This window comes from Winogradskyella luteola, assembly GCF_019203985.1.
GTDB lineage: Bacteria > Bacteroidota > Bacteroidia > Flavobacteriales > Flavobacteriaceae > Winogradskyella > Winogradskyella luteola.
Genome location: NZ_JAGSPD010000009.1, coordinates 165,089 through 183,677, shown reverse-complemented (window position 1 = coordinate 183,677; position 18,589 = coordinate 165,089). Strand labels below are relative to the sequence as shown.

The window sequence follows — 18,589 nt, the reverse complement described above, 5'->3', positions numbered from 1 at the left end:
TTAGCCATAATTAAACAAGATCATTGAGAAAAGTTTTAATAATTTTATTTCTAGCAGTAATAAGTTGCAAAGACACTTCCACAAATTCTAATATTACAACGGAATTAAATGAAACGGAAAGAATTCATATCGAATTACCTGAATTAAATAATTGGAATGAACTCTATTCTGACGAGCTGGTCAAAAAACGATTTGACGAAAACTCAAACAATGGTACTACAATTATTGGTGTCTATCTGAATAATGAAACCGCAAAAAGAAAAGACAGTCTAGATCACATTGACTTTACCGATTATTGTTTGTTTTTTATACTAGACAAAGAGCAAAAACGAAAAATCAAGAATACTGATTTAAAAAAGATTTTTGACATTCAAATTAACAAAACGTCAGTAAGAGAAATTGAAATTGAGGATGCTATTAATAAAGTATATTCTGACTCAACACTTATTGCTGCTGACAAACCATATTTACTTGAAGAATATAGTAAAATACCGAAAACATATTCAGCAATTAATCTAATAAAACCTTTTTCAGATGACCATAATTATATAGTAGTTTATGTCTATAATTTAATTAATATCAAAAACCACTTAGTTTATGGAGGTTATTATCTTGATTTTAATGGAATGGAATCTATCGAAAATGCTCGAATGAATAACGATTCAATTATATCTGAATTTGTAAAAGCAAATGAAAAATAATTACGGCTAACTTAAAATCTGTATGAAATTCATTGCTAATTATAGCCTATTTACGAAAGTTCTCGCGGATTTTCTATCTCTGTTTAGTACTTAAATCCGTAAGAAAATTAAAAACACAACGACTATATCCTTATCTTTATAAAAGCATATTATTAACTAAAAAAGAAAGGAAACCTAAGTATGCTAACTTGGAAAGATGTTATCAATTTCTCCGTAAACGGAAACCCAACTCCAGACAGACGGGTTGAAAAAACCGAAGCTGAGTGGAGCGCTCAGCTAACTCTGGAGCAATTTAGAATTACAAGACAAAAAGGTACTGAACGTGCCCATAGTGGCGCACTTTGTAGTATTTACGATGAAGGTAAGTACAACTGCATATGTTGTAATACACCTTTGTTTGATTCTACAATAAAATTCAGTTCTGGTACGGGCTGGCCAAGCTTTACACAGCCCATTAAAGAAAACGCTATTAAATATGAAAAAGATTCGTCTTTTGGCATGGTACGCGTAGAAGTGATGTGCAATACTTGCGATGCCCATTTGGGACATATATTTCCTGACGGCCCAGAACCAAGTGGTTTGCGCTATTGTATCAATTCAGAATCAATGACTTTAGAGAAGGAGACAGACTAATGACTACTAAAAATATACAAATTGCTACCGTTGGAGGTGGTTGCTTTTGGTGTACCGAAGCCGTGTTTCAAGAAGTTAAAGGTGTGGAAACTGTTGTTTCTGGTTATTCGGGAGGTAACGTTCCTGGCCGACCTACTTATAGAGAGATTTGCTCAGGTTTAACAGGTCATGCTGAAGTGGTTCAAATTACCTTTGATGCCAATGTGATTTCTTACGAAGATATTCTTGTTATATTTATGACAACACACGACCCTACAACTTTAAACAGACAAGGTGCGGATCGTGGCACGCAATACCGTTCGGTGATTTATTATCACAATGATAAGCAAGGGGAAATAGCAAACATCGTAATTAAAGAACTAGCACAGTACTACGAAAACCCTATAGTAACTGAAGTCTCTGAAGCTGTAACATTTTATGAGGCCGAAAAAGAGCATCAGGACTTTTACAAAAACAATCCGGATTATGGATACTGTAATTTTGTAATTGACCCTAAACTAGCAAAACTGCGAAAGCTACACTCAGACAAACTAAAGCATGTATAAGTATTAATATTACTCAAAGCAATCTATTAAAGTTGCTTTGAGTTTATTTAAAAGAAAAGTCATTAGTAAATGGCACATCCCACAATAAAACTATATGGAGCGCAACGCTGCCATAAAACACGATATTATCAAACTTTTTTTAGCGAAAAAGGATTGGATTTTATATTTCTTGATGTTGAAGAAAATGATAACTTCGCTAATGAACTAAGAAGCTTATACGGCAATGGAAGACTTAATTTTCCTACTATTACAATCGGAAATAGAATACTAAGAAATCCATCAAATAAAGAATTAGAAAAATGGCTTCAGAAACTAAAATTGGTTTAGGCTTGGCCGCAATAGGCAGACCAGATTATATCAATATTAGGTCAAACACTAATATTGATAAATCCATTAATGCATTTAAGAACAATGCATTCAAAGTTTTGGACGAAGCTTATAATTTAGGTATCAGAGATTTTGATGTAGCTCCCTCCTATGGTTTAGGTGAACAATTTTTGTTAGAATGGAACAACTCTAGAAACCATAAAGATGTTAGTCTATCTACAAAGTTTGGTTATACTTATGTTGCCAATTGGGAAATAGGATTTAAAGGAAAGCACGAAATTAAAGAACATTCTTTATCAAAACTAAATGAGCAATGGGCAATTTCTAGAGCTTTTATCCCAAGCCTAGACACCTATCAAATTCATTCGGCTACACTAGAAAGTGGTGTTTTAACAAATACTGGAGTTCTTTCTAGATTGTTTGAATTAAAACAGAAACATCAATTAAAAATTGGAATTACTTCAAGCGGAACTGAGCAAATAAAAATTATTGAAGAAGCGCGTAAAGTAGCTTTTGATGGTAAAGATTTATTTGATAGTTATCAAGTTACTTTCAATATTTTTGAACAATCTTGTTATAAGGTCTTAAAGCAGTTATTATCTAAAAATAAGGCTGTAATCATCAAAGAAGCCTTGGCCAACGGTAGAGTTTTTAGAAATGGCCAATTTAAAAATTACCAAAACATTTATGATTACTTAGAAGCTTTAGCCACTAAATATAATGTTGGAATTGATGCAATTGCATTACGTTTTGTAATGGATGCGCTAAAGCCCACTATAGTTTTAAGCGGCGCATCCCTAACTGATCATTTAAAACAAAATATAATGGCCATGGGCTTTGAATTACATGCTGACGAAATATATCAATTAAAGTCATTTGCAGTATTACCTCAAAACTATTGGCAAGAAAGAAGTAACTTAGAGTGGAATTAAAAATAACATGATACGACTATATATTATTGGTTTAGCCATTCTGGTTATCGCTATTTTGGCAAACGCAGTAGTGATAAAATTAGGAATTAAATCTTGGTACGATTTTATTAACTTACTGACTTCTAGTGGTACTTCAGCTTTTAGTAAACTATCCATTATAGATTATCTATGGCTGTTTATTGGCTATCCTTTAGTCCTGGGTTATGGCTATTGGATTGGTGATAAAATCCACCATTTAATTTTAAATTAGTAAACTAAAAAGCTATTCACCTTTAAATTTCGATAGCTTTAAACTTAATTGCCAAAAACAAAAAAGCCGCAAACTTAAATGTTGCAGCTTTTATATTTGTTTATGTTCTATTAAAATAGAAGCTTATCTCTTGTTTTTAGTCTATTGTATAGGCTTTAAACTCACCATTTTCTATGGTTATCGTTCCGCCATCATCACTAGGCACTGTTGCAGTGAAAGTTCCTCTAATAAACTCTGAACCAATTGAAGTAATATTTACACTTCCTGAGGTTGCCCAATCATCAACATCTAGTGAATTAATTTCGGCATTCAACTTATAATCTCCTTCTTGGAAAAAATCACCAGAAAAATCATAAGTTCCGGTGGTAAAACCTAAAGGAAACCAAATACTCATAAAAGAGTAATCATCATCCTCTGACAATCCGTTTTGACCATTGATAGTTATATTATTTGATTCTACCGTAGCGATATTGTCTTCATACGCAAAGTCAACACCATCAACAGAGAACCTAATAAAAGTTTCTGGTTCTTGAGAGCCACTAGGATCATCATCTGAGCTACAAGACGACATTCCAACTCCAATAATTACAAGTAATGCTAATAGGTTAAGTTTTAGTTTTTTCATGTTCATTTAATTAAATTCGCTTTAACACTCAAAGTTATGAATGTATATTTAAGCTATAGTTTACAATTTGATTTGTACTTTTATTAGTACCGCACGAATTTAACAAAAAGATTAGAAATACGGGATTTAATTCTTTTTATTGTAAAATCTAAAGTGTTTTTCCTCTATAATAATCCAAAACTCTAACACGGAGCAAGTATTCGTATTTAGCATTGGCGAGGTTAACCTTGGCATTGTCTAAATTGTTTTTACTGGTCACATAATTTAAAAAATTAGAAATTCCGTTATTGAATCGTACTTCATTAATACGGTAGGATTCTTCATAAGCTTCAACCTGTTTAAGCAAACTCTGATAACGGTTATAAACGGCTTCCATATCGAAATGAACTTGAGCTATTGCATTTTTAATATCCAAATGAGTACGCTCTAATTCTAAAATGGACTCCTCTACTCTAATTTTTTCTAGAGCCACGTTATTTTTGGCTCTAAAACCGTTGAAAAGTGGCACTCTAACCTCTATGCCTAGTACAGTATTTAAATTATTATCTAACTGATCTTGATAGCTAATGGATTGGCTTTCAAAACTGGTTTCCTCTGTCATTACCGGTAAATCCTGTCCATTAATGGTTACAAAATCACCTGTATCCACAATATCTGTACCTGTTGAATTAAAGAGTTCTGCCGCACTAGAATAATTTGTATTTATGCCCGCAAAAACAGAAACTTCAGGAGTAAATTGAGATTTGGCAATACTAATTCCTTTTTCTGCAGCTTTGATGCGTAATTCGTTTGCTTTAAATGTGGCTAGATTTTGCAACGATTGTGTATATACCTCATCTGCAGATAAGCTATATTTTTCAAAATCTAACAATGTGGACTCAACATCTATTGTAATATTATGAGGAATGTTCAATAATCTCACGAGACTTAATCTGGCATTATTTAAATTAGATTCCGAAACTAAAATGCTGGTTTCATCACTGGCAATTTGCCCTAAAATGTCTGCATAATCTGCTGGATTTCCTGATTCGTTTTTATAAAAATCTTCTTGAATTTTTAATTGCTGTTTTGTAGCTTCATAACGTTGCTTCGTTAAATCTAAAACAGCTTTACTATTCAATACTTGAAGGTAAGCTAAAGTAACATTCAACACTAAGTCTTGCTGCTCTGCTTCTTTTTCCAATTCAGAAGCTTCTCTATTTAAGCGATTTTGTTTTGCTTCATTCAACAATCTAAATCCATTGAAAATTGTCATATCCAAACTCAGCCCCATATTAGAAAACGTGAGTTCTTGGTTGATAAAATCATTGGTAAATGGATCGATACTTCTACCATCGTTGACACCTATATTAAAATTTCCGTTGATACTGGGCAACATATTAGCTTTTGATTGCTGATGATTAACTTTAGCGGAGTTTGCCCTTAGATTGACCGATTGTAAATTGAGATTGTTTTCTAATGCAATTGATATGCATTCATCTAATGAGTAACTTTTTTGGCCTAAATCTTGAGTGTAAGCTGCTAGACCCATCAAAATGACGAGAACAAATATGATGTGATTATGCTTCATGATTGCTTTGTTATTCTGAGACTATTTTTCCGTCCAATAAATTGATAATTCGTGATCCGTAAGAAGCATTCCTCTCAGAATGTGTGGCTTGAATAATGGTTACTCCCTCTTTATTTAATTGTGAAAATAATTCCATGATTTCTGTACTTTGCTTGGAGTTAAGATTACCTGTGGGCTCGTCCGCCAATATCAATTTTGGCTTCCCTATCAGTGCTCTGGCTATTCCTACCAATTGTTGTTGTCCGCCACTTAATTGAACTGGAAATAAATCTTTTTTACCTACAATATTGAAACGGTCTAACATATCAGCAACCAAACCCTTACGTTCTGAAGATTTTACATTTTTATATAATAATGGTGTTTCAATATTTTCCCAAACCGTTAGTTCATCTATAAGGTGGTAAGCTTGAAACACAAATCCTATATACTCTTTATATAGTTTAGACCTGTTTTTCTCCTTCATGCTATGGACAGGTTCTCCCAAAAACGTATAACCACCTCCAGTAAAACCATCTAGCATTCCTATACAATTCAGCAAGGTAGATTTCCCAGAACCTGATGGCCCCATAAGCGAAATAAACTCTCCCTCTTTAACCTGTAGGTTGATATTATCCAATAGGGTTACTTTGTTGTTTCCCGAATTTACAGTTCTTGTTGCCTCGTTTAAACTTAATAATGTATTTGCCATGTTTTTTTATTGAAATACCGAACCATGTTCAGCACAGATTAACGATTGAAACTCATCTTATTAACTTTTTATATAGTGAAGATGATGCCAAAATTATAAACAATTATAAATCAATGGTTTATTAATATTTCAAAAACTAAAAGTGTTCGTTTTTGATACACTATTTGTTCGTAATCGAACACATCAAATCTCAACTTATTCTGAACGTAATGAATCTACGGGATTGGCATTTGCAGCCTGTAAGGTCTTAGCACTAATTACTATGAGCGCAAACAATATCATTGCACACCCACTGTTTAGAAATACCCAAAAACTAATATTAGTTTTATAAGCAAAATCCTGAAGCCAATTATTAATACCATACCATGCGATTGGTGATGCTACTATAAAAGCAATAGCAACAAGAATCAAGAATTCTTTACATAACAAAGTATTGATTTGTAATAGTGAAGCACCCAGTACTTTTCTTACTCCTATTTCTTTTACACGTCTATTAGTTGTGTAAATGACCAAACCAAGTAAGCCTAAACAGCTAATTAAGATTGATAAGCCAGTGGACCAATTTAGAAGTTTGGAGATTTTCTTTTCTCTTTTGTAAAATCTCTCTACAGCCTCATCAACAAATTCGAGTCTCATATCACTTTCAGGATAAACGTCTTTATATACATTTTCGATTTTTGCCAAACTATTTTTTAGATTTTCTGGTGAGTCACTTTTAAGTGAGATATGCGTAGCCTGAAAGTATGTCCACATACCTCTGTACCAATCTCCACGTAATGTCATTGGTCTAATATCAGATCTTAAGGAACTCTGGTGAAAATCACCCGTTACACCTACTATAGGCAAGTATTCTTTTTCATAAAGCAAGGTTTTACCAATGGCATCTTCGGGTGATTTAAACCTAAAGTATTTTCTTGCCGCTTCGTTGATAACCAATTCCCTTACAGTATCATTTCTATAAACACGACCAGCAAGAAGTTCTATTTCAAAAAGGTCTAAATATTTGGTATCACCAGCAAGTAATTGCATATCTCCGTAGATTTCCTCATCATCAATCATACGTCTCATGTCTGTAATATTGCTACTTTGTGATGCAGGTGGTGGACCGCCTAAGCTTATACTTTTTATTTCTGGAATTGAAGTCAATTTCTCAGCATATAATTCAATCTTTTCTAAGCTGCCCTCTTCAATAGGCTTATAAACAGAGACAATAGCATCGGTTTTAAAACCCATATCCTTACTTAATAAATAGTTAATCTGCTTTCCCACTAAAAGTGTGGCAATAATAAAAACTTGTGCTATAGTGAATTGAAACACAGTTAAAAATTTTCTTAGACCTACCTTTTTGTCCCCTACTCCAAGGTGATTTTTTAATACAGAAACCGTATTGAATTTCGACAATACTATAGCAGGATAAAAACCTGATAAAATTGTAACTAAAACTAACAAAATAATAACTCCAACAACCACTATTGGCGCTTTAAACAACTCAAAACTTAAACCAGCAGGCACAAAGTCTGAAAACACAGTAATTAGCCATCTCGAAAGCAAAAGTGATAATACAGCAGAAATTATAACCAATAAAAACGTTTCGCCCATAAACTGCCCCATCAACTGTTTTCTGGTACTACCCAAGGTCTTTCTTATTCCTATTTCTTTGGCACGCTGGGTTGCTTGAGCCGTATTGAGATTTATAAAATTAATACAACCCAACAACAATAAAAATAGAGCTACAAAGACAAGGTTTTGCAACAATGATTTGCTGGCCTGTCCATTTGTCCAGTCATAAATACCATAATTTTCATTAAAGTGAATATCTTCTAAAGGTTGTAATTGAAATATGCGCTCTTGCCCATATTTTATATCCTGTTCATCTGCGTGTTCTGTTGCTAATTCTTTAAATCTACTTTTTATAGATGCCAAGTCTGCATTGGCCTTTAGCTTGACAAACAACTGGGAATTAGAGTTGGTATTATTCCAATTTTTCTTAATAATATTTTCTCTTAACCGCGTTTGAAGCAGAGTTGGATACGAGATAAATTCCTGAAATACAATATCTGTTCTACCCTTAAAATTCTCAACAATTCCAGTGACCTTTGTATTTACAGAATCATTATAAACTAAAGTTTTGCCAATAATTTCCGAAACTTCTGTATTAGGAAAATATTTTAAAGCACGTTCTTTAGTTAATATAACTTCATTAGGATTATGAAGTGCCTTAACATTATCACCAGCAATAAACTTATAGTCAAAAATTTTAAAATAATCTTGGTCAGCAAAAATTACAAATTTGGGTAATTTAAATTCTAAATCACTCGCTCTATTTTCAACCTTCATTGGCCGCTCCCTGTAAAACTCGCTTGTAGCTTCAAAATTAGAATTCTCTTCGATTGCCCCTTTTAAAGCCAGTGTAACACCTGAATTATAAAACTCTCCTTCAGACTCCTTAAAATCTGTTACAATTCTATAGATACGGTCGCCGTCCTTATGAAAATTATCAAACGTATAGTCGTAATAAATCATAAGACCTATGACAAACGAAGCACTTAAACCTATGGTTAGACCAATAACATTTATAAAAGAAAACACCTTGTGCTTCACAATATTTCTCCATGCTATTTTGAAATAATTTTTAATCATAACTAAATGTTTTTATTAACAATTACTCTGTTCGTAACGATTCTACAGGATTGGCAATCGCTGCTCTTAATGAATGGTAACTTACTGTTACAAGTGTTATCACAACAGTTAGAATACCTGCTATTATAAAAATGTAAAATTGTGGTTCTATTCTATACGTAAAGTTCTGAAGCCAGTTTTTAGACACCCAATATGCAAATGGAGAAGCAATAACTACGGCAATTATTACTAGAACTAAAAAATTCTTACTTATAAGCAACATAATATTACCAAGGTTTGCACCAAGTACTTTTCGTATGCCTATTTCTTTAGTACGTTGAACAACACTGAAAGCCACCAAACCAAATAAACCCAAACAAGCTAATAAAACGGATAGACCTGCAGCTACAGTAAAAAGTATTGAGCTCCGTCTTTCGGATTCATAGAGTGCATTATAGTCTTCATCTAAAAAATGATAATCAAAAGGTATCGCAGATACACGCTCTGACCAAGCACTCTCTATACGATGTAGCGTACCTTGTATATCATCACCAGCTATCCTGACCATGAAGTTTCTCGAATAGTTTCTACCTAAAAAAATCAATAATGGCCCTATGGGTTCATGTAAACTACTAAAGTGAAAATCTTCAACAACTCCAAATACTGGTCCGTCGACACGTTTTGAAATTGTTCTCCCAATCGCTTCATCTGGTTTCCACCCTATACGTTTTGCTAATGTTTCATTAATTAAATAGGGCTCTCTGTAATCTCTATTATCTGAATTGATCGTATCCATTAAGGCAAAATCGGTTTGAATGAAATCACGTCCTGCTACCAATTTCATACCCATTGTCTTTACAAAATCCAAATCAACGGGCATAGCTTTTACAGACACATCATGTTCACCATTTTCATCTACGGCAACAATACCATCAGACCATTCTACAAATTCCGGTGTTTCATATGAAGCTGTTACTGACGTAACACTTTCAACCTGCTGAAATGCTTCTTTTAAAGATTGAAAATTATTGAGCATATCACCTCTAATAGGCAATACAATAACATGATCCTTGTTATAACCCAAATCCTTACTCTGCACATAATCCATCTGCTGCACAATAATCAATGTGAAAATGATGAGGAACACCGAAATAGCAAACTGCCCAACAATTAAGGCCTTTTTTAATGAGCCATTTCTATTTGTTGAGCCAAATCCGTTTTTTAAAATAGAAATTACTTTTGCATTTGAAAGTACCAATGCTGGATACAAACCTGCCAATGCGCTAACAACAACACAAAATATAAGCAATAGCAGTATCGGCAATGGTTGTATAAGTTCTAATCTCGTAAAAGACTGCCCTGTAATAGCATTAAAATACGGTATCAATAGAATACTTATACCTAGTGCTATCAATGTAGAAATAATAGTAACTGTTGTTGCTTCGCTTATAAATTGAAAAAAAACTTGCTTTTTAGTAGCTCCCATTACCTTTCTTACACCAATTTCGCCACTTCGTGTAGTCGATTGTGCTGTTGCCAAATTTGTATAATTAGCAATGGCAATGAGTAAGATAAGTACAGTTATAATAATGAATACATAGATGTACGTTATATTTCCATTGGGTTCAAAACCTGCTAAATCTGACTTTAAATGCACATCTAAAAGTGGCTCTAGATGAAACTTTAAATAATCACCGTCATCCAACCTAGCTTCCTTTTTAACTAGATCTGTCAACATATATTCATCAATCTGTTCTTCTATATCATTTATATCTACAGATTTTTTTAGCAAAAAATACGTAATCCAATTGGCTGACCACCATTGCTCTCGCTTAACATTATTGTTTAAGTTGAGGAATTGTGTTACGAAATCAAACTTTATCTGTGAGTTTTTTGGAGTGTCCTTACAGACACCAGACACCACAAAGTCTTCGTCAAAAGCATGTATGATTTTACCAATGGGATTATCTGTTCCGAAATACTTTTTTGCCATCGATTCTGTAAGCACAATTTTATTAGAGGCATCTAGCACACTAGAAGCATCACCTTGTAGCAGATTGAATGAAAACATTTTGAAAAACGAAGGATCCGCAAACAGAATTCTATCTTCAGCAAAAACCTTGTCTCCATTCTTAACAGTACCAGAACTTATGTAGGTTCTCACATAATCATCAATTCCTGGAATTTTCCTTGTTAATTCTGGTCCGACCTTAGTACCTGTAACTGCCGCAGTGTTTACCTCACCAGATAGTTTATATTCCATAGTTGCCCTAACAATTCTATCTGAATTTTTATGAAACGAATCGTAAGTCAGCTCGCTTGAAATGTATAAAGAAATAAGTACACATGCTGATAAACCAATGGATAAGCCAAAAATATTAATACCTGTATAAAGCTTATTCTTTTTTAAGCTTCTCAATGCTATTTTGAAATAATTCTTAATCATTGCTATGTGGTTTCTTTGATTATTTTTCGATTGATGTTCTATTCAGTCCTTAAACTATGTATTGGGTTTGATCTTGCAATTTTTAAGGTTTTAACACCAATTGAAAAAAGCACTAGAGAGAATACAATAAGAATAGGAAGCGTAAACAACCAGATATGTAAATCGATTTTATAGGCAAAATTTTCTAACCAATTTTGAACCAATAAATACGTTATGGGCACACTTATAATTACAGAAATCATTACAGTTTTAATAAAGTCTTTTGAAAGTAGTATTAAGATAGCTGTACTGCTGGCACCAACCACCTTTCTAACCCCAATCTCTTTTCGCCTTTTAGCAACTGAAAAGGAAGCGAGCCCAAGTAGCCCCAAACATGCAATTAGTATAGAAAATACGGTGAGAATCATAAATACATTTTTAAAACGATCTTCTGCTTTAAACTGTTTATCATATTCTTGATCCATAAAAAAGTAAGAGAATGCCGCACCAGGATAAACACTATTAAACTTTTCCTTAACCTCAGCCAGATTATCACTTGGCAAACCACCCGTAAACTGTACCGTGGCCAAACTTCTAAATGTATTACTGTAAATATGAATCATTGGCAATAAAGGCTGTTTTGGTGACTGCTGATGGTAGCTTTTAACCACACCTTTTATTAGCCATTCGCCTCCCCAAAATGCTATTTTTTTACCTATAGCGTTTTTAGGTTCAATTATGTTCCATCGTTTTAGGGCTTCCTCGTTGACAATGACTTGCCGTTTATCTGCTGTTGATGCTTCATCAAAATTGGTACCCGCCAACATTTCTATCCCTAGCAAAGATGTGTAATCGTTATCTATAAATGTGAGATAGAAATTATGGTATTTATCTGGTGTAGTACCCGTAATTCTTATATCCGCTGTAGTAGATAGGACACTCGTAGACTGCCCGGGTACAGAATGTGATAACGATACTGCTTTTACATTAGAGCTTGCCAATAAACTCTGCTTAAAAGCCGAATAATTCTTGGTTGCATTTTTTATCGGTGCTTCTATTACAATATTTTGATCTACGTTAACACCTCTATCCAAATTGCGTAAAAAGTCGATTTGCTCATTTACGGTAAAAGTCTGAATGAGTAAAATAATTGTTATGGCAAACTGAAAAACAACCAGTCCTTTGCGTAAAAGTACACCTTTCAAAGAATGTGAATAATCACCCTTTAAAATAGATGATGGCCTAAATGAAGACAGAACAAAGGCTGGATATAATCCAGAAAGCAAACCTCCGATAACCACAAAGACAATTAAAGGTAACCAAAAAGACAAATTACCAATAAATGTAAAGCTTTCAGGTAATCCAGATATATTTATAAATTCTGATTTTACAAGTAAAATAATAAATACAGTGAGTATGGCTGCCAAAACGTTCATAATCAAAGACTCTACTAAAAACTGAATTCTTAATTGTACTTTAGTTGATCCCAGTACTTTTTTAACACCAACTTCTTTTGCCCTGTCTAGAGCTTGTGATGTCGTAAGGTTAACATAATTAACGAAAGCACTTAATATAATCAGTACAACAACTGCTAAAAGAAAAAATACTGAATCTGCATCTCCATTAGTCTCAGGCTCAAAGGTTTTCTTAGAATATAGGTGAACATCAGTAATTTTTTGTCCAATAACCTCTTCACTCTTTATCTTTTTTTCATCAATTATTCGTTTGTTAAAATCCTTTAAAGCTGAGGTGAAACTGTTGAAGTTTGCACCTTCCTCCAAGAGCACATACATATAAGTATTATTGTTTTCCCAATTATCTTTTATTTCACCATGACGCTGTAACATTGCAGGATCTGAAAGCATGGTAGGATAAGAAATTAGCATATCGAATTTAAGGTGCGTATTCAGTGGACTATCATGGGTTACACCAACAATATTGTAGAGGATATATCCTCCACCTCCTGGTGACTTTAAAACTTCTCCAACAACATCTGTACGATTAAAATATTTTAACGCTACCGACTCGGTGATTACCGCTTCATTTGGTTTCTTAAAGAGATCTTTTTCACTACCATAAATCAACTTATAATTAAACATCTTAAAGAAATCAGCATCTACAGCATAGAGATTCTCCATCAGAAATTGTCGATTTTCAACTTGTATGGGCGTACTAGGCTCACCAATAGAATATACGCGTGCAAAAGTTTCAACATCTGGCACTTCATCTGTTATACGAGGACCAACTGCAGGATACACCTCACAATCTTGGGTTGTCACCGTATTTCCTGTTAGATAATTTAAAGTAAGCCTAACCACTCTATCTGCATTTGGATGTGTACTCTCATAACCTTTTTCAAATTTTGTGTACTGCAGAATAAGTAATGTGATCGCAAAACCTGTAGCCAAGCCTATAAGATTAATCAAAGTGAGTCCTTTGTTTCTGATAAGATTTCTTAATGCAATTTTGAAATAATTTTTAATCATGGTTACCTAGTTTTGATTGATACGTTATTCTGTGCGCAAAGACTTCACAGGGTTTGCAGTTGCTGCCCTTATCGCTTGAAAACTCACTGTAATTAGGGTTATTATTAGCGCACCTATACAAGCAATGGCAAAGACATCCCAACCTACAGAAGTTCGGTAAGGGAATTTTTGCAACCATCCGCTCATAACATAATATGCAATTGGTGAAGCAATAACCAAAGCCAACACAACTAGAGTGATAAAGTCTTTTGAAAGCAATATCCAAAGTTGACTAATGGATGCACCCAAAACTTTTCTAACCCCTATTTCTTTGGTGCGTTGCTCAGCCACAAAAGATGCTAATCCAAAAAGTCCGAGACAACTAATAAAAATTGCCAATGCAGTAAACACTCTTGCTAAACTGGCGACACGTTCTTCTGAACGGAATTTTTGGCCATATTCTTCATCTACAAATTGATAGTCAAAAGGAATATTGGGAAAATTGGTCTTAAATGTATTTTCAATCAACTCTAAATTTTTGCTTACACTATTATTAGGGTTTAGCCTTAGGTTGTAATAAGATATATTACCATAGCTCTCAAAGACATACATAGCTTGTTTAACTGGTGTATATGGTGATTGCACAATCATATCATCTACAACTCCAATAATTTTTAAGGGGATCATATCTGAGTCTGGATTTTCAGCACTGATATATTTTCCAACAGGATCTTGAATTTGCATGTATTTTACAGCCGTTTTATTGAGTATAACAGCGTTGGAATCTGTTGCAAATTTGCGCGAAAACCCTCGACCTTTAATAAGTTTGAGCCCTAAAGTTTCCACAAAATCATAATGTACGGTTGTATGCGCAAAATTTTCTTGGAAGCCCTCTGGCTTACCTTCCCATGTATAACCGCCACGATTAGACCAAACACTGGTAGTGGGGCTACTTGTGGTAGTCATGTATGTTGCACCACCCGAAGCTATAAATTGCTCTCTCATCAAATCTTGTTTCCCTGTAAATTCCGAGCTCATTACAGGAATTTGTACCAAACCTTCCTTATCATAACCTGCAGGTCGATCTTTACTATGCTGTATTTGGTTCATCACGACCAAAGTTGCAATAATCAGGGCCACAGAAATCGTGAACTGTGTCACTACCAAAATCTTCCTTGGCAAAGCCGAATAACGACCAGCCCTAAATGTTCCTTTTAATACAGAAACTGGGTTGAATGATGATAAATATAAAGCCGGATAACTCCCAGCCAAGACCGCTGTTATAAAAATAAAGACTATGGCTAGTATCCAAAACAACCCACTGGCCCATGGAAATTCTATAGTCTTACTTGCTAAGTTATTAAAACCATTTAGTGATAATATAACTATACCAACAGCAAATGCAAATGCTAGGCAAACAATAAGAAATGACTCCGTTAAAAATTGAAATATCAGCTGACCGCGCTGTGAGCCAATGGATTTACGAATACCAACTTCAGTAGCTCGCTTTTCGGAACGTGCAGTGCTTAAATTAATAAAATTGATACATGCCAATAGTAGAATAAATGTTCCAATTATTCCAAACAGCCATACATTTTCAATACGTCCGCCAGTTTGCACACCATTTTCCCAGTCTCCTCTCAAATACCAATCTTTCATTGGAAATAAGAAAATCTCGGGATTAAACTCAGCCTCTTCTGGTGCGTTTCTTTTCTTAATATCAAGAATTTTAGAGGAAACTGTCTCCATAGTGGTATTATCTTTTATCTGGGCAAACATTTGAAACGAATTGTTTCCCCAACTATCTTTAGAATTCTTAACCCACTCTTGAGTTGCCACATAAAATTTCCATGGCATTAAATATTTTAAACCATTAAACGAGTTATTCTCTGGCAAATCCTCATATACAGCAGTAACCTTAACCGTATGTTCGTTATTGATTTTCACCATTTTACCAAGAGCATTCTCAGAACCAAATAAGGTTGTCGCAATCTCTTTAGATAGCATAATAACATTAGAATGCTCTAAGCTGTTTTTATCGCCTTCAAGAACATTAATCTCCAACATATCCACAGCTCCCTCTTGCATAAAATTACCAGTTACATTAATGTTTTTATCCCCATAACCAATATATCTCGAATAGTTCCAAGAAGACATTATTATATGCTCAAAATTATCTGCAAATTCCTCACGCATTGCAAACTCCAAAGGTCTTGGAATCGCAGGCCCTGTACCGATAACATTGTTTGAAGACTCGTGCTGAAACATCTGGGCAATAGTGTCTTTTTCCTTAAAGTAGCTGTCATAGTTTAGCTCGTCATAAATCCAAAGACCTATTAAAATAGTCGCCGCCATACCGATAGCCAAGCCTGCTATATTGATAAATGAATATATCTTATTCTTAAGAAGGTTACGAAACGCTATTTTGAAATAATTTTTAAGCATGATTCTCTTTATTTTTGATTGACGGTTTTTGATTTTGGCTTCACACTTCAGCACAAAGGTTGATTAGCGATTGACTGGTTGTTGTACTGAAGTGCTTGGGCCACGGTCTGATTGTTTACTAACCATCCGTTTTTTGATTGATTTACTTGGCATTGATATATCGGTAGTTTGATTGCTGTACTGAAATATTCTTTGCCTAACTGATTGTTAACTGTTCGTTTTTTGATTGATAATGATTAAACCTTAAGCTCATAAAAGCAATTTATTACGCTAATATGTTTTCAGTCACTTTTTGTCCATCAAGCATTCTAATAATACGATGGCTGTACTTTGCATCGTGCTCACTGTGTGTTACCATAATTATTGTAGTGCCAGCTTCATTGAGGTCAATAAGCAAATCCATTACTTCATTACCGTTAGTACTATCTAAATTACCCGTAGGTTCATCTGCCAAGATTAACTTTGGGTTATTAACCACGGCTCTAGCCACAGCAACACGTTGCTGCTGGCCACCTGAAAGTTGCTGTGGAAAGTGATTTCTGCGATGCATTATTTGCATTTTTTCCAAAACTGCCTCAACTTTCTTTTTACGTTCTGCTGGTTTTACACCTGTATAGATCAAAGGCAATTCCACATTTTCAAAGACAGTAAGCTCATCGATAAGGTTAAAACTCTGAAACACAAAACCAATGTTGTGCTTGCGTAACTCTGATCGTTTGCGTTCGTTGTAACCAGATACTTCTTCGCCATTAAACTTGAAGCTTCCGCCATCTGGGTCATCTAAAAGTCCTAAAATATTGAGCAAAGTAGATTTTCCGCAACCAGAAGGCCCCATTATGGCAACAAACTCTCCTTCTTTAACACCGAAAGATAATTTGTTAAGTGCGATAGTCTGAACCTCTTCAGTTCTGTAAAACTTCTCTAAATCCGTAATCTGTATCATTGTATTATTTATTTGCTTTATGCTATTGGCTTTCGGCTTTTAGCTTTGATTATTATTTTATTTATTGCTTTTTAAACTTATACTCTTCAAACCCATACTTATTTAAGCACTAGCTCTTCAACATCGCCAAAAGAATCATAGCTCGATGTCACCACCTTATCTCCTGGATTTAAACCTTCGAGAACTTCGTAATATTCCGTGTTTTGGCTACCCAATCTTACATCAACTTTATAAGCTGTATTGCCATCCTCGCTAACCTTAAACATCCAATTTCCACCCGTTTTTTGAAAGAATCCTCCTTTGGCCACTAACAATGCTTCTTTTTCGGCACTAAGTGCTACGCGTATTTGAAGGTTTTGTCCTCTTCTTATACCTTTTGGTGTTTCACCTTCAAACTTCATATCTACTTGAAAACGACCGTTAGTTACTTGCGTAAACACTTTCTTAATAATCAATGTGTAGGTTTTGTTATTGAGCTTAAAGGTGCCTGTTTGCCCATTGTAAATTCTAGATATATAATGTTCGTCAATATCTACCCTAACTTTATAACCACTGGTTACATCTACCTGCCCCAGACGTGTCCCTTTAGTGATCGACTGACCTATCTCAGCATCTAAAGAGGTTAACTGACCATCTATTGGTGCACGCACCACTAAATCACCCACTTTTTTACGCATCAGTTCTAAGGCACTTTGTGTTCTGGCATAAGAATCCCTTGCTTGATTGATTTCGAGTTTTGAAGATATGGAGTCTTCCGACAGTACCTGTTCAGCGAGTTTCATACGCTCTTTTTGATAATCGAAATTATTTTTAGACGACTCAAAATCTTGTCTACCGATTGCTCCTTTATCGTACAAACGCTTGTTAAGATTGAAGACACGCTTAGCTTCTATTAAACTGTTCTCAACATCCGTGAACTGATTCTGTCTGTTGATGGTATTTTGTCGAGCAGCATTTTGTGAAATCTGCATTTGGGTCAATAAGTTATATACCGACGTTTCTTGATTTACCAAACTCAATTCCAAATCGGTATTTGACAGACGTAAAATAGGTTCTCCTTTCTTCATCATGGCACCATCTTCAACAAACTTTTCTTCAACACGTCCACCTTCTAAAGCATCCAAATAAATTGTTGTTATTGGCAATACAATACCATTTACAGGAATATTTTCTTGGAATATATCTCTACTCACTGTATGGATGGAAATACGTTCTTTTTGCACATTTAATTTAGAACCCCCTGAAGTTTGAACAGCGACATAAACTATCAACACGATAATTCCTAAAACACCGGCTATAAGCCCTATTTTTTTATTTGAAAATTTCTTCTTTTGAATTGGTACGTCCATTTTTATTTTTTTACGACACTAAATATATAGTGAAGATGATGCCAAAAAAATAAATAAATGATAATCAGACGT

At 34.4% G+C, this 18,589-nt stretch carries 15 protein-coding genes; 6 read left to right on the top strand and 9 right to left on the bottom strand.

What is annotated here, in order from left to right; all coding sequences use genetic code 11:
* The first annotated feature begins 23 nt into the window (after window positions 1-23).
* The 6 genes from KCG49_RS12195 (at window position 24) to KCG49_RS12170 (ending at window position 3,388) form a co-directional block, all read left to right on the top strand.
* Window positions 24-701 carry a hypothetical protein gene (locus tag KCG49_RS12195; RefSeq protein ID WP_218546852.1) on the top strand — a complete coding sequence of 226 codons (678 nt, stop codon included), beginning with the start codon at window positions 24-26 and terminating at the stop codon, window positions 699-701.
* A gap of 180 nt (window positions 702-881) precedes the next feature.
* Window positions 882-1,334, top strand: a complete 453-nt coding sequence (gene msrB, locus KCG49_RS12190; protein WP_218546850.1) for a peptide-methionine (R)-S-oxide reductase MsrB — start codon at window positions 882-884, stop codon at window positions 1,332-1,334.
* Window positions 1,334-1,879, top strand: a complete 546-nt coding sequence (msrA, locus tag KCG49_RS12185; RefSeq protein WP_218546849.1) for a peptide-methionine (S)-S-oxide reductase MsrA — start codon at window positions 1,334-1,336, stop codon at window positions 1,877-1,879. Before msrB ends, msrA begins: the two co-directional genes overlap by 1 nt.
* A gap of 69 nt (window positions 1,880-1,948) precedes the next feature.
* The gene (locus tag KCG49_RS12180) at window positions 1,949-2,206 is read left to right on the top strand and encodes a glutaredoxin family protein (RefSeq protein ID WP_218546847.1); all 258 of its coding nucleotides are present in this window, start codon (window positions 1,949-1,951) and stop codon (window positions 2,204-2,206) included.
* Window positions 2,179-3,138 carry an aldo/keto reductase gene (locus KCG49_RS12175; RefSeq protein ID WP_218546844.1) on the top strand — a complete coding sequence of 320 codons (960 nt, stop codon included), beginning with the start codon at window positions 2,179-2,181 and terminating at the stop codon, window positions 3,136-3,138. The genes KCG49_RS12180 and KCG49_RS12175 overlap by 28 nt, the downstream gene beginning before the upstream one ends.
* Window positions 3,139-3,145: 7 nt before the next feature.
* Entirely contained in the window at window positions 3,146-3,388 is a 243-nt protein-coding gene (locus tag KCG49_RS12170; RefSeq protein ID WP_218546843.1) for a DUF7672 family protein, read from the top strand.
* 136 nt (window positions 3,389-3,524) lie between these two features.
* On the opposite strand, the gene KCG49_RS12165 is transcribed toward KCG49_RS12170, so the two are convergent.
* The 9 genes from KCG49_RS12165 to KCG49_RS12125 form a co-directional block, all read right to left on the bottom strand.
* Window positions 3,525-4,013 (bottom strand): hypothetical protein, encoded by a 489-nt coding sequence (locus KCG49_RS12165; protein ID WP_218546841.1) that lies wholly within the window; start codon window positions 4,011-4,013, stop codon window positions 3,525-3,527.
* Window positions 4,014-4,161: 148 nt separating this feature from the next.
* Window positions 4,162-5,583 (bottom strand): TolC family protein, encoded by a 1,422-nt coding sequence (locus tag KCG49_RS12160; RefSeq protein WP_256259986.1) that lies wholly within the window; start codon window positions 5,581-5,583, stop codon window positions 4,162-4,164.
* Between the two features lie 10 nt (window positions 5,584-5,593).
* Window positions 5,594-6,271, bottom strand: coding sequence for an ABC transporter ATP-binding protein (locus KCG49_RS12155; RefSeq protein ID WP_218546839.1), 678 nt, complete (start codon window positions 6,269-6,271; stop codon window positions 5,594-5,596).
* Window positions 6,272-6,466: 195 nt separating this feature from the next.
* A complete protein-coding gene (locus KCG49_RS12150; protein WP_218546838.1) occupies window positions 6,467-8,911 on the bottom strand; it encodes an ABC transporter permease in 2,445 nt (814 codons plus the stop codon).
* A 22-nt stretch (window positions 8,912-8,933) separates the two neighbouring features.
* Entirely contained in the window at window positions 8,934-11,336 is a 2,403-nt protein-coding gene (locus KCG49_RS12145; protein WP_218546837.1) for an ABC transporter permease, read from the bottom strand.
* 38 nt (window positions 11,337-11,374) lie between these two features.
* Window positions 11,375-13,801 (bottom strand): ABC transporter permease, encoded by a 2,427-nt coding sequence (locus KCG49_RS12140; protein ID WP_218546836.1) that lies wholly within the window; start codon window positions 13,799-13,801, stop codon window positions 11,375-11,377.
* Between the two features lie 24 nt (window positions 13,802-13,825).
* Window positions 13,826-16,225, bottom strand: a complete 2,400-nt coding sequence (locus tag KCG49_RS12135) for an ABC transporter permease (protein WP_218546835.1) — start codon at window positions 16,223-16,225, stop codon at window positions 13,826-13,828.
* 265 nt (window positions 16,226-16,490) lie between these two features.
* Complete coding sequence (locus KCG49_RS12130) at window positions 16,491-17,168, bottom strand: ABC transporter ATP-binding protein (protein WP_218546834.1); 678 nt, start codon at window positions 17,166-17,168, stop codon at window positions 16,491-16,493.
* Window positions 17,169-17,266: 98 nt separating this feature from the next.
* The gene (locus KCG49_RS12125; RefSeq protein ID WP_218546833.1) at window positions 17,267-18,517 is read right to left on the bottom strand and encodes an efflux RND transporter periplasmic adaptor subunit; all 1,251 of its coding nucleotides are present in this window, start codon (window positions 18,515-18,517) and stop codon (window positions 17,267-17,269) included.
* Window positions 18,518-18,589: the final 72 nt, after the last annotated feature.